Origin of the sequence: Roseibium sp. Sym1 (genome assembly GCF_027359675.1) — a bacterium.
Taxonomy (GTDB): Bacteria; Pseudomonadota; Alphaproteobacteria; order Rhizobiales; family Stappiaceae; genus Roseibium.
On sequence record NZ_CP114786.1, the window covers coordinates 5,563,604 to 5,576,919 of the forward strand.

Annotated in this window: 11 protein-coding genes; 4 read left to right on the forward strand and 7 right to left on the reverse strand. The window is 61.2% G+C overall.

Features of this window, described 5'->3' with window-relative positions; translation table 11 throughout:
- Window positions 1-153: 153 nt before the first annotated feature.
- From O6760_RS25795 to ilvD, 3 genes are all read right to left on the reverse strand, one after another.
- On the reverse strand, window positions 154-1,245 hold the full coding sequence (locus tag O6760_RS25795; RefSeq protein WP_269582517.1) for a metal-dependent hydrolase: 1,092 nt from the start codon (window positions 1,243-1,245) through the stop codon (window positions 154-156).
- A 76-nt stretch (window positions 1,246-1,321) separates the two neighbouring features.
- Complete coding sequence (locus O6760_RS25800) at window positions 1,322-1,678, reverse strand: hypothetical protein (protein WP_269582518.1); 357 nt, start codon at window positions 1,676-1,678, stop codon at window positions 1,322-1,324.
- 104 nt (window positions 1,679-1,782) lie between these two features.
- Entirely contained in the window at window positions 1,783-3,627 is a 1,845-nt protein-coding gene (ilvD, locus tag O6760_RS25805; RefSeq protein WP_269582519.1) for a dihydroxy-acid dehydratase, read from the reverse strand.
- A 185-nt stretch (window positions 3,628-3,812) separates the two neighbouring features.
- Here ilvD and O6760_RS25810 point away from each other — a divergent pair, with 185 nt between their 5' ends.
- Complete coding sequence (locus O6760_RS25810; RefSeq protein ID WP_269582520.1) at window positions 3,813-6,344, forward strand: hypothetical protein; 2,532 nt, start codon at window positions 3,813-3,815, stop codon at window positions 6,342-6,344.
- Window positions 6,345-6,388: 44 nt separating this feature from the next.
- Here the strand turns inward: O6760_RS25810 and O6760_RS25815 are convergent, their stop codons facing one another.
- Entirely contained in the window at window positions 6,389-7,372 is a 984-nt protein-coding gene (locus tag O6760_RS25815; protein WP_269582521.1) for an AraC family transcriptional regulator, read from the reverse strand.
- Between the two features lie 124 nt (window positions 7,373-7,496).
- Here O6760_RS25815 and O6760_RS25820 point away from each other — a divergent pair, with 124 nt between their 5' ends.
- Window positions 7,497-7,901 (forward strand): DUF4345 domain-containing protein, encoded by a 405-nt coding sequence (locus O6760_RS25820; RefSeq protein WP_269582522.1) that lies wholly within the window; start codon window positions 7,497-7,499, stop codon window positions 7,899-7,901.
- A 93-nt stretch (window positions 7,902-7,994) separates the two neighbouring features.
- Here the strand turns inward: O6760_RS25820 and O6760_RS25825 are convergent, their stop codons facing one another.
- From O6760_RS25825 to O6760_RS25835, 3 genes are all read right to left on the reverse strand, one after another.
- On the reverse strand, window positions 7,995-9,101 hold the full coding sequence (locus tag O6760_RS25825) for an alkene reductase (RefSeq protein ID WP_269582523.1): 1,107 nt from the start codon (window positions 9,099-9,101) through the stop codon (window positions 7,995-7,997).
- Between the two features lie 110 nt (window positions 9,102-9,211).
- Window positions 9,212-9,811 (reverse strand): TetR/AcrR family transcriptional regulator, encoded by a 600-nt coding sequence (locus O6760_RS25830; RefSeq protein WP_269582524.1) that lies wholly within the window; start codon window positions 9,809-9,811, stop codon window positions 9,212-9,214.
- A gap of 94 nt (window positions 9,812-9,905) precedes the next feature.
- Window positions 9,906-11,117, reverse strand: coding sequence for an ABC transporter substrate-binding protein (locus O6760_RS25835; RefSeq protein ID WP_269582525.1), 1,212 nt, complete (start codon window positions 11,115-11,117; stop codon window positions 9,906-9,908).
- 296 nt (window positions 11,118-11,413) lie between these two features.
- Between O6760_RS25835 and O6760_RS25840 the strand changes: the two genes are divergently transcribed.
- Both O6760_RS25840 and O6760_RS25845 read left to right on the forward strand, forming a co-directional pair.
- Window positions 11,414-12,586: an SH3 domain-containing protein gene (locus tag O6760_RS25840; RefSeq protein ID WP_269582526.1), complete on the forward strand. Its 1,173-nt coding sequence runs from the start codon at window positions 11,414-11,416 to the stop codon at window positions 12,584-12,586.
- A gap of 110 nt (window positions 12,587-12,696) precedes the next feature.
- On the forward strand, window positions 12,697-13,173 hold the full coding sequence (locus O6760_RS25845) for a hypothetical protein (RefSeq protein ID WP_269582527.1): 477 nt from the start codon (window positions 12,697-12,699) through the stop codon (window positions 13,171-13,173).
- Window positions 13,174-13,316: the final 143 nt, after the last annotated feature.

A 13,316-nucleotide genomic window follows, 5' to 3' on the forward strand; every position in this document is an offset into this window, starting at 1 on the left:
CTTATTTCAACCGCGAGATGTCCCCGCTGCCGCACCTGCTCAAGGCCGCACCGAAAGCGTGCTCATAATTCATGCATCCGAAAGCGTTCCGACGTTACGGCAATATGTTCACGTTTCCGGGCAACACCGTTACCTGCCACCGCCCAGGGTGGCCTAACCTGTCGCTTCCTCGCCCGAAAAACAGCTGGAGAGAGCCGCGATCTCCTGGCGCGGCACAGAGGTGACTTCCGCCCGGCGAACGCCGGGCATGCCCTGAAGGCGTGTCAGCAACCAGTCGAGGTCACCGTCTTCTACCCGCACAAGATCCGCGAACCTTTCCGGTCCGGCCGGGCGGATCTGTGCGCCGTCGAGCTCGCCGATCACAAAACGGAAGGCGTAGCCAGGTGTCAGGCCCATGCGCAGGTCCGACATGACGACACTGGTCCCGATCAGGTCCGTGCGGAAGTAACCATGGCTGAACCAGTCCAGCTTGCGATAGGCGGTGGTCTCCTCCAGGCACGTCCCGAGGTTCGGGTGGCGCGGATGAGAGTAGATTTCTGCCGGACCGGGCCCGTCCAGAAGCGAGATATAGAGATTGTCGTAGCTGTCCTCGCGCAGACCGATCACCTTCCAGAACAGGATATTGAACGGCGTCGCTATTGCGTAGACGCGATCCGGGAGCGCGCCGTTGTCCAGAAACACCTGTTTCGCCCGCCCTTCCACATGATGCTGGATTGCAGCGCTGAGGCCCAGATATCCCGTCGATACGACAAGAGCGGCGGCAACGCCGTTCCGCAGGCTCGACGTCCAGGTTTTCTTGCAGAGTGCCCAGATCACAACCGCCAGCAATGGCAGCGTGTAGAGCGGATCGATGATGAAAACGGATCCCACGCCAACAGGGTCCGGATAGAGCGGCCAGAAGATCCTGGTGCCATAGACCGTCATCGCATCAATGGCAGCATGCGTGGCGAGGCACAGGAACACCGTTGCCCAGACCAGCCAGCGGTGCTCGCGCAGCCCCTTGAACAGGCGCAGCACACCTTCGCCCAGGAAGGGTGCAGCCAGCGCATGTACAAACACGGAATGGGTCCAGCCGCGGTGATAGACAAAGCTGTCGACCGGATCGTCGAAGGGCAGGAACACATCCAGGTCCGGCAGCGTGCCAAGGGCGCCGCCAATGAGCGCGGCCTTGCGAGGTCCGACTTTCCTGCCGAGAAGTGCTGTGGAGACGGCTGCGCCGAGAACGAATTGCGTCAGAGAATCCATAAAGGTGTCCGGATCGGGGGATGTGCGGGCGAACAATTAGCCGGGTATGTGGTTGCTGCTCACGATATGGCAAGCGCTATCCACCAGGGAACACGGTTGACCAGAAGGAATCCCAGGAGAAAATTTTCATGTTGAGCGTGAAAAAGAGCAGGAACGCCGGCAGAAGAAGAGAAGCCAGCGCGCGGGCACCCCAGCGGGAATGGTGCTCCGGATATCTTATGAACAACGTCGAGATGCCGCCAAACACCAGGCTCAGGCCCAGATAAAGATAGTATTTCAGGGGAATGACTTTCGCCGTAAACCGGAACGTTCCACTTGAATCCTGTTCTCCGAGCGTCGAGACCGCGTAAAAAACGATCATGAAATTGACGATCAGAATGAGGATTGCAACGGCCGTCTGAAACCCCTTTTCACGCCCCAGTCCCCTGATCACGAAATGCGTTCCCTCTGATCCCAGTAGATGCTGGCTGCCAGCCAGGCCCGAAAACGAACAAGCGGGCGCTTGGCCCGCTTGTCAAATCACGAGATACAAGTCGATCAGTCGACTTCGCGAACCGCGCCCTTGGACGCGCTGGTCGTCATCTTGGCGTAGGCACGCAGGGCCTTGGAGACCTTGCGCTTGCGCTGTTCGAGCGGTTTCCAGGCGCCCTCGCCCTTGGCTTCCATGGCCGCCCGGCGCGTTGCCAGCTCCTCGTCGGAGAGATCCACCTTGAGCACCCGGTTCGGAATGTCGATGACGATGGTATCGCCCTCCTCGACCAGGCCGACGGCGCCGCCCTCGGCCGCTTCCGGCGAGATATGGCCGATGGACAGGCCCGAGGAGCCACCCGAGAAACGGCCGTCGGTGACCAGCGCACAGGCCTTGCCGAGCCCCTTCGACTTCAGGTAGCTGGTCGGATAGAGCATTTCCTGCATGCCGGGACCTCCGCGCGGCCCCTCGTAGCGGATCAGCACCACGTCGCCTTCCTTGACCTTGCCGGTCAGGATCGCGGAAACCGCGCTGTCCTGGCTCTCGAAGATCCGGGCCGGACCGGAAAAGGTCAGGATGCTCTCGTCGACACCGGCGGTCTTCACCACGCAGCCATCCTCGGCAATGTTGCCGTAGAGCACCGCGAGACCGCCATCCTTGCTGTAGGCATGATCCAGCTCGCGGATGACGCCACCCTTGCGGTCGAGATCGAGATCGTCCCAGCGGCGTTCCTGGCTGAAGGCGACCTGGGTCGGCACGCCGCCCGGGGCGGCCTTGAAGAACTGGTGCACGCTTTCGGAATTGGTCTGGCGGATGTCCCAGCGCGCCAGCGCTTCCTTCATGGTGGCGGAATGAACGGTGGGGACCTGCGAATGCAGCAGGCCGGCCCGGTCGAGTTCACCCAGGATGCCCATGATGCCGCCCGCACGGTGGACGTCTTCCATATGGATGTTTTCCACCGCGGGCGCGACCTTGCACAGAACCGGCACGCTCTTTGACAGGCGGTCGATGTCGTCGATGGTGAAGCCGACCTCGCCTTCATGGGAGGCCGCCAGCAGGTGCAGGATGGTGTTGGTCGAGCCGCCCATGGAAATGTCGAGGCTCATGGCATTCTCGAATGCCTTGAAGCTGGCGATGTTGCGCGGCAGCACGCTTTCATCGTCCTGCTCGTAATAGCGTTTGGCCAGGTCGACAATCAGGTGCCCCGCCTCGACGAACAGCCGTTCGCGGTCGGCATGGGTTGCCAGGGTCGAACCGTTGCCGGGCAGCGACAGGCCAAGTGCTTCGGTCAGGCAGTTCATGGAGTTTGCCGTGAACATGCCCGAGCAGGATCCGCAGGTCGGGCAGGCATTCTGTTCCATCGTCAGCACGTCGGCCTCGGATATCCGGTCGTCCGCGGCAGCCACCATGGCATCGATCAGGTCGACGGATTTCTCGACGCCGTTTTCCAGGACCACCTTGCCGGCCTCCATCGGCCCGCCCGAGACGAAGACGACCGGAATGTTCAGCCGCATGGCGGCATTGAGCATGCCCGGGGTGATCTTATCGCAATTGGAAATGCAGACGATGGCGTCGGCGCAATGGCCGTTGACCATGTATTCGACCGCGTCGGAAATGACCTCGCGAGAGGGCAGCGAATAGAGCATGCCGTCATGGCCCATGGCGATGCCGTCATCGACCGCGATGGTGTTGAATTCCTTGGCTACGCCGCCGGCCTTTTCCACTTCGCGGGCCACAAGCTGGCCAAGATCCTTCAGATGCACATGACCCGGAACAAACTGGGTGAAGGAATTGGCGATCGCAATGATCGGCTTGCCGAAGTCATTGTCCTTCATTCCGGTCGCGCGCCACAGGCCGCGGGCACCGGCCATGTTGCGGCCATGGGTCGACGTTCTGGAACGATACGGGGGCATTGTTTCTCTCCCTGCAGGGGCGCGTCTCCGGTAACGGCCCTTTCAGCTGTGCCGGAACCGGGGTTCTACCGCGCCCAAATATGTAACTGACACCGGGTTTGACAGGTTTTCAGCCGAAGCGAAAGGCCGGATTGGCGAAAAAGTGTACGCTCCGGTACGGTTGCGGGAATGCGCGTCCAATTGCCTTGCCGCACCGCAACCCTCAAGATAATTTTATTAACAAACACATTGTTAAGTTGTATTCTATTCAAATCTTCAAATTATATTTTTTTGGATTTTTCATGAACACGCCAAGCACCACGCCGCCATCGCGGCCAACCCTTTTCAGCAACTTCTTGAATTGGTTTATTGATTCCTTGAAGTTGACGATTGCCATTTTTCACACGTGCATCGCGCATCCGGTTCGTTGCGTTGCGGGGGTCGCGCGCGCCTGCCACCTTCTGAGATCGCAGATTATCGTCGTCGCCCTGGCTGTTTTTCTTCTCGGTTACGGCCAGACAGTCGACGAATACAGGGCACTGCTCAGTCCGGTGCGCGCGGAGTTCTCGTGGCTGCCATATGTCGCGTTGGTGGCCAGTCTTGTTACCCTCCTGGTCTGTTTTCCCTTCACAATCTGGTTCACCTCCCGCTGGCTGACCGAACTCAACGATGACGGCAGCCGGCCGTCCGGAACCGAAATGAAGCCGGATTACCGGAGCGCGGCGGATGCCGCCAACGCTGCGCGTCTTATACTGCCGAGGCTGCTGGCAATCCTGCCCCTGCTTACGGTTGCGGTCTCGGCCTACCAACAGGGACGCCAATCCGATGGAACCGCGCTCTATTGGGCTGCCGCGGTGTGCAGTTTGGCAATTATCGTCTGGCTGGCGATATTCATCACAAGAACAAGAAACAATCTCTTCAAATTCGTTTCGAACATGCTCGAGACGGATTTCCGGGACTTGTGGCTGTTCTTCCTTGTTTTCCTGGTGTTGAGCCTCCTGTCCACCTGGGTTTCTCCCGTATTCATGCCGCAACTGCTCGGCACCCTGACCTATGGCGTCGGCTTTTTTATCGTCATCCTCGTGTTCACGACTTTCCTGACCCGGGCACAGATGCGCACCAAGGTGCCCTTTATGGTCATATTGGGGATGTGGGCCGGAGTGCTGGCGTATTTCGACGCCACCAACAACCACGATGTCGACACGCTTGTGGGTGGCGCCCCTTCCGAGACGGATACCAGACAGATCCTTCTTCCAGAACAGGTCGGGTTGCAAACCGCCTTCGAGACCTGGCTCACACGCAAGGCCGAGCGTCAATCCGTTTCAGACCCTGACGGAAAGATCCCGGTCTTCATTGTTGCCGCAGCCGGGGGTGGCATTTACGCCGCGCAGAATGCGGCCTTCACCCTGGCAAAACTCGATGACAGCCTGGCCGCAGAGGGATGTGGTGCCTTTTCCAAACATGTTTTTGCCGTCAGCGGTGTCTCGGGCGGTTCCGTCGGAGCGGCCATCCACGGTGCAGTTCTGAAGGGACAACTTGCGGCAAATACGCAAGACGGCGGTTGCCGGACGCCTGACGGCACACTGGAAGAGACGATGTTCAAGATCCTGAACGAGGATCTGTTGTCTCCTGTCATCGCAAACTTCGTGACGCTCGACTATCCGCAGCGCTTCTTGCCGGCGTATCCGGTCTCATTTCCCGACCGGGCCAAGGCGCTGGAAGACGTGGTTGTGTCCTCTGTATCCAAATATGACCCAAAGGCCGTTGCGTTTCTTGAAGCACCCGCCAGTGCGCTGTGGTCACCCGAAAGCGGTCTACCGGCCCTCGTTTTGAACGTGACCGAATTGCAGACCGGCCGAACGGTGAGTTCAGCCCCCTTCAAAATCAGGGGGCATGAGTCTGACGGCGACATTCTCTCCCCGTTTTCGCAGAAGGATGTCACCTTTCGAGAAATACTCGCCAAGCGTCCGAACAACACCGACGTCTACAAATCCATGGAGAATTGCAGCGAGAACAAGCTTGGAGAGGAGGCGCTTCAGACTTTCAAGGAAGACCGGGACCTGTCGCTGGTTCAGGCGGCCGTCATGAGCGCAAGGTTCCCGTATGCTTCACCCGGAGGCACGTTGACACGGCTCGTCGCATCGGCTGAATGCGCTGGAACGAACGATCACGGGACGATGCTTTTCCAGGCGGAAACCCAGTATATCGATGGCGGTTACGTGGAGGCCTCAGGAACCGAACAGGCCCTCAGACTCGTAAAATTGCTTCAGGACCAGATCCGCCAAAACTGTTCAGCCGCCCGGAACGCTGACGCAGGAAATTTCTGGTGCCGAGTGGATCTGCACCTTGTCGCCGTCAATTTGAGAACGCCGGATCTTCTTGCCGACAGCTCCTACGGCCTGGTCCTGACACCGCCCATCGGGTTGTTGAAGACCTGGTCACGGCGATCCGTGACATCACTTGAGGTGGCAAACGACTATTTCGCTCTCAACAAAAAACTGAAGAGACAAGAAAAGCCTCTCCAGGGAATCGGCGAGCTCATTCGGGTGGAACCCTATGACGAGCGCAAGCAGATCCCGCTAGGTTGGAGACTGTCCAGCGGCACCTCCATGACGCTGCAGGAGTTGCTCTGCGAAGGGAAAGCCGCGGACGCCCTAACCAGACTCCTCTTGATCGCGTCACCGTCCACGCCGGCGAACCTGTCCTGCGTGAACAAGGGTACTTCCAAGGACACCTGATTTCACTGGTGGCCAAGCTGACAGGGAGGTAGGCCGGTCGATGCTTACTCGCGGATATTCCCCTTCCGCATTGACCCCGGCGTTCGGCCGGTCACCTTCTTGAACGCACGTGAAAACGCCGCTTCGGATTCATAGCCGGCCTGCGCGGCAATTTCGGCGATCGGGCGGCTGGTGCGCTGCAATTCGGTCTGGGCAAGCCGCATGCGCCAGCGACCGGCATACTGCATCACACCCTCACCGGTCAGATGCTTGAAACGGGCTGCGAAGGCGGATCGCGACATGCCGGCAACAGTCGCAAGTCCGCCGACGGACCAGCCGAAGCGCGGCGCCTGATGGAACGCCTGCAGGGCCCTGCCGATCTTCGGGTCCCGCATGGCCGCCAGCCAGCCGGTTGCCTGGTCACCCGTGCTGTCGAGCCAGGCACGGATGGCCTGCACCACCAGGATATCGGTCAAGCGGGTCAGAACCGTTTCGCCGCCGGGCCGCGGTTCCCGAGCCTCCTCGGCCAGATAGGTCAGGGTCTGGTTTACCCAGTCTCCTGCCCGCGGCTTGAAACTGTCCAGGAGAATGGCATTCGGCAGCAGGCTGACCAGGCGGTCCGCCGCCGCGTGGTCAACCCTCAGAACACCGCAGGTCATTCGGGTCACAGCGCCGCCTCCGCCATGGACCATGGTCTCGAAGTGCGGGCTGTGCCGGATGGCCGGTATATCGAAAAGCGGCGTCAAGGCGCTGCCGGGTGCGTCCCGCAGGTCGACAGGGCGCCCGTGAGGCAGAAGCAGCAGCTGACCAGCGGACAGGACAAGCTCCTCCGCGTTGCCGAGATCAACACGGCAACCTCCCTCGGTCACCGCGATCAAAACCAATTGCCGGTCCAGATCCGGAACGGCAATGCCCCATGGCGCCGACAGCTCGGGAACACAATAGAAGGTGCCGGTGAGCTGCAAAAGGTGGAGGATCTCTCCCAGCGGATCCAGAGACACGGGAGGGCCCGACACTGGCGTGGTGGCGCTTGACGGCGACTGGGACATGATTGCGTCGACTTCCACGCCTTTCTTGGACGATCTGCATAAGCATTAGCACTTTCCGGCATGGAAAATCCACATCGACGTCGTCATCTTGCGGCCACCCAACATCAATCCGTGGAGTATCGTTATGCGCAACCTGGCCGCCAAGACCGCCCTCACGCTGTCCGCCATCACCTTTTTTGCCATTGGAAGCCTGATCGTCTTTGCACCCGCTTTCCTGTTCGCCATGAACGGAATGGTGCTGGATCCGGCACCCGCCATGATGAGTGAAGTTCGTGCGCCCGGGATTCTTGTCCTGCTCGGCGGGCTCGTCGCGACGGCGGGGCTTGTGAACAAAACCCTTGAGCGCCCCGCCCTACTGGCCTCGGCCGCCCTGCTGCTGGCTTATGGCATTGGGCGCCTGATCAGCCTGCCTCTCGACGGACTGCCGCCCGCATCCCTGCAGGCTGCCGCCGCCGTCGAACTCGGCCTTGGCGCCTGGTGCGCGGTGCTTGCCCGCCGCGCCGGCCTGCCGACGTTTCAAACTGCGTAAAAGAAAGCCGGTGCGGGCCAGGGGCACGCACCGGCTGTCCTTCGGACTGCCCAGGAAGGGGGTGGATGTCGGGCAGCCCGAAACCGGGGCCGGCTATTCGGCGGCGACGGCTGTCTCCGCCAGCGCCGGGTAGTCCGTGTAGCCTTTTTCGCCGCCGCCGTAGAGCGTGTCGGGATCAAGCGCATTCAGCGGCGCGTCCTGCTTCAATCGCTCGACCAGATCCGGATTGGAAATGAACGGCCGGCCGAACGCGACAAGGTCAACGGCACCACTGTCCACCGCTTCGATTGCGGACGCGCGGTCGTACCCGTTATTGCCCATACGGGCTCCGTCGAACAGCGCATAGAGCGCCGCGAGATCACTGCCATCGGGAATGTCGCGCGGGCCGCCCGTCTGGCCTTCGACCAGATGCAGATAGGCAAGGCCATAGCCGTTGATCAGCTTGATCGCGTGCGAGAAGGTCGCCTGCGGATTGCTGTCGGCAATGTCGTTTGCGTTCGAGAACGGGCTGAGGCGAATGCCGACCCGGTCGCCCCCCAGGACACCGACCACGGCGTCGAGCACCTCCTTCAGGAACCGGCTCCGGTTCTCGAGCGAACCGCCATAGGCATCGTCGCGCTTGTTGGACCCGTCACGCAGGAACTGATCGATCAGATACCCGTTGGCGGCATGGATCTCGACGCCGTCGAAGCCGGCCTTCTCGGCGTTTTCGGCGGCCTTGCGATAATCCTCGACAATGCCCGGTATTTCAGCTGCGTCGAGTGCGCGCGGCAGCGGCGTGTCCACGAACTGCGTGCCGTCGAATGTCTTGGATCGGGCCGCGATGGCGGACGGGGCGACCGGGTCCGCGCCACCCGGCTGCAACACCGGGTGGGAAATCCGCCCGACATGCCAGAGCTGAATGACGATCTTGCCGCCCTTGGCATGCACGGCGTCGGTCACCTTCTTCCAGCCCTCCACTTGTGCATCCGAATAGATGCCCGGCGTCCAGGCATACCCCTTGCCCTGAGGCGACACCTGCGAGGCTTCCGTGATGATGAGACCCGCCCCGGCGCGCTGGTCATAGTATTTCACGGTGAGCTCATGGGGTGCGTCGTCTTCGGCGCGCGCCCGGTTCCGGGTCAAAGGCGCCATGACGATCCGGTTCGACAGTTCGATGGCACCGGCCTTGGCAGGGGTAAACAGCTTTTCACTCGACATGCTTGGTCTCCTATAGACTGTCTTCACAAACGGTATTTCTGGACTGTTTAGTCCATAATTATGCGCGTGACTGCTGGCGCAGGCAGGAGCAGTTGGCCCGATGGTTGTTCCTAGGTTGAGAGCACCGATCTGGCTTGTTGAAGCGTTCTGGCAATCCGTTCCGGCGGAATACCGGCCTTGCGGAGCGCCAGGGTACCGATGGCGAGCGAATAATAGGCGCTCGCCTTGTCCCGTGCCGCGTCCGGGCTGCCGGGATCCAGGGTTTTGGCGAAGATCTCCTCGATGTTCTCTATATGGCGGCGGCCGATTTCGGCGACCTTCTCGTCGTGCGGCGCAAGTTCGGTGATGCAGTTGATCAGCAGGCAGCCCTTGGACCCGCCATCGGGATTGGCCAGGGCCTGCATCATGGCATCCATCGCATCGCCTTCCGCGGTCTCCGCCACCTCCTTCAAGGTACGGATGGCCCGGCGCGAATAGTGATCCACCGCCCGCAGAAACAGGGTCTGCTTGCACCCGAAAGCGGCATAGAAGCTCGATTTGCTCAGGCCCATCGCCTTGGTCAGGTCCTCCAGGGACGTGGCTTCGAAGCCCTGCTCCCAGAACACCCGCATGGCCGCGTCCAGCGCCGCCCCTTCATCGAAGCTGCGCGGCCGGCCCGGGCCGGCACTGCGTTTGTCCACGCCTGCAATATGGTTGCCTGTTGCGGTCATGCTCCTGATATGGACCACGCAGTCCAGAATGCAAGAGCACCTGGAACAGTTTTTGGACCGGACGTTTCAAAAACCCTGTGACCGGGTCGCGGGACTACATCCGGCAGGACCCCGAATAGGCATCGCCGACATCGTCGAACACGCGGGCAACGGCCTCCATCTCGTAAAGCCGGCTGGTGCGTCGCACCGCCTCGACGAGGTAGAAGTCCTGAATGGGAAACTGGTTGGAATTGAACCGGAAATCTCCGCGCACGCTCTCAAAGGGTGCCGCGCTTATCGCCGACAGCATGGCCTCCTGGTCCTTGACGCCGCCGGTCAGCTCCAGCGCGAAATGGATCAGCCTGGCTGCGTCGTAGCCCTGGGCGGCATAGGTCGATGGTTCGTAATTGTAGGCGCGCCCGAATTCCCTCACGAACCGCTTGTTCGCCGGATTGTCCAGATTGGGCGCCCAGTGGGCCGCTGAAAAAAGACCTTCCGCCATCTCGGATGTGTACGGCAGCGACAAGGCATTCACCGTGTTGGATGATAGAAACGGGACAAGGCCCTTGAGGCCCGACGTGTGGAACTGCTTGACCAGTTCGACGCCCATCCCACCGGGCATGAAGGCATAGATGGCATCCGGTTCGATTTCCTCGATCTGTGCGAATTCGTCCGAAAATTCGGTCTGGCCGAGTTTGGGAAACAGTTCGCGCGCGATCTGTCCCTTGAAATGCCGCCGGAAGGCGGCAACCGCGTCTCGGGCCGCTTCGTAGTCCGGCGCAATGGTCACGACCTGCCGGTACCCCTTGAGGCTGGCGTAGCGTCCCATGGTCTCGTGGACCTGATCGTCCTGCTGGGCGGTGGAAAAGAAATACCGGCTGCAGTTGCGCCCCGCGATCGGTGCCGGACCGGAATGGGTTCCGATGAACAGCGTCTTTGAACGGACGATCGGGTCGTGCACCGCGAGCATGATTTTGGAAAAATTCACGCCGACGATGATGTCGACACCGTTTTCCTCGATCAGCTTTGTCGCCTGCTGGAGCGCGTAGTCCGGATCAAGCTTGTCGTCGACTTCCAGGACATTGGTCGGCAAGCCGCCGAGCGCTCCGTTGGACTGCTTCACCGCAAGCATGAACCCGTCACGCATGTGTTTGCCATAGATCGCGGCAGGGCCGGACAGGGTTGCCATCAGCCCGATCTTCAGTTCCGGAATGTCCTGCGCGCTGGCCGCCTGACACACCATTGCAAGACCGGCCAAGAGGCCTGCCGCCTGTTTTGCCACCCGTCTTCCTGCCTGTATGACGAGATGCGAAAGCCAGCGTTTCATGATCATTTGCCTGTCTGCTTCTGGGTCCTAAGGAGCCGCCGGACGACGCGGCATGCCCGATCCATGACCGGATTGCGGGCTGCTTCATGTCAAGTTTGGCAAAGACTGGTTAGGCATTTGCAAACAGCGGACTGTTTGCGCCCCCGAAAACACAGCCTCGTCACATTTATCGAAAAATTCCCCAGAGCCGCCGCAATCCTGCCCGTGTGGCGACGCATTGACAAAGGTTAATACCTTCCGTCCCGAACCGGCAATCGCTCCGCGCATACCCGATCCGCAAAACTCAGGAGGGCCACATGTATTTCGTCTCTGCGCCTGCCGCTGCTTGCGAAGATTTTGCAGGCATCCATTCGGACAATGCACCCAAGAAAATCAAAAAGACCGATCTGAAGCTCGTCCCGAACATCCAGGGCTCCCAAGCCGCCAAGGTGGACGGACCTGTGGCCACCTCAGATACGCTGGCGGCCAAAATTCTGGAAATGCACGCGGCGTCGAGTTCGCCCGAACAAGCTGCCTGCCGCCCGCCAAAACTGAAAGGCGTGAGCGATGATCCTGCTTTCGAGATGCCAGGTGTGCTCAAACGACCTGAAAAGAAGATCACCGCTTCGAGCCTTCGTCCCGATCCAGTGCCGCAACCCGTGACAGGGCGACCCGTGTTCGGCGGCCTGCGAAAACACCCGGGATTCAAGATCCTGCTGGTCGGCACCCTCCTGGTCCTGTCGGCAGGCGGTCTTGCGGCGTTTTACAGCCCCGGCGCTCCAATCGGTGACGGTGAACGGACGGTCCCGACGGAACGGATTGCGGCGGAACCGACCATTGAAAGCCTGATCGCCGGGAGTACACCCTCCGGGCAGAAAGCGGCAGGAACCTTGGATTCCGGCACCCCGACAGCGGAACAGATCGCCAGGGCGAAGGACCGCATCCGCAATGCGTTTCAAGAGAGCGGCCGCTCTGCGGACCTCAACACCGATCCAACCCTGCCCTTGAGCACCCCTCCGGCGCGGGACCAGGATGGCAAGGTGCAGGCCCGGCTGACAACGCCGGCAGCCGATCCATCGCGCACGGCCTCGCCGCACACGCCCCGGGGCAGCCAGCGCGTCACGAGCGACCGCGCAGCCCTCGCCATTGCGGCCAGCGCGGCCGCCGCCTCGAACCGGCCCGGGTCCGCCGCGGTGGCGACCACGACCCTGCAGACCGCGGAAGAGCAGCCTGTGCCCCCTCTTCACAACGCGTCGGAAGCAGCCGGTCTCCCCGGCACCCCTGCTTCATCGGAGGCCTATCCGAACACGGGACGGACAACAGCTGCCGTCAACTTCCGCAGAACCGAGGACAAGAACGCGGAAGTGCTCGGAACCATTCCGGCCGGCACCGAAGTCAGCTTTGACAGCTGCGGCACGTGGTGGTGCGGCGTTGTTCACGAGGGCCGGAAGGGGTTCGTGGGACAGAAATATCTTGAACGTTCCCGGTAGATCCTTGTTAAGCGCGCTGCGCTAGACTGCGGAAAGTCCGTGTCACCTGCCGTTCAACACACGGCAGGTGACCCATCGCTTTTCAAGTTCCGGCCTCAAGGAGACGGATCATGACCCGCATGACTTCAGCCAGCGCCTTTACCGCCCTCGCCCTCGCGACCTGCATGATGCCGCCGTCAGCGCAGGCCGACGGTACCGATTGCGTGGTCTATGCGACCGACTACGCCAATGCACACATGGGCAGCGGCGACCCGGTCGGCGACGCGGTGTCCGGTGGCATGGCGGGCGCGGTTGCCGGCGGCGCCTGGGAAGGCCCTTCCGGCGCCTACCGCGGTGCACGCGTCGGCGGCGCCCTCGGTGTGCTGGACAATCTCGGGTCGATGCCCGGCGGCTGGCAGGCGCTTTACGACACCGCCTATCAGATGTGCCAGCAGCAGACTTCAGGTGTGAACGCCCCCTACTACACCGCTCCGACCCTGGCTCCCTCCGATCCGGACTGCCGTTCCTCGGCCAGTGTCAACGCCCCGCTCAAGCGCACTCCCGATGGCGGCATCATTGCCGGATCGGGGTTCAACGGCTGTCGCTAACAGCCTGTCCCGACGTAATGCGGCCGTGGAAGACCCGGAGATGGTCCCTGCGAGCGGTTGACCTTGCGCGCGAAGCACAGTCAACTATGCCCGATTTTTTTTGAACGCTCCGACCTGCCTTCGGCACCTAGAACGACGGGATT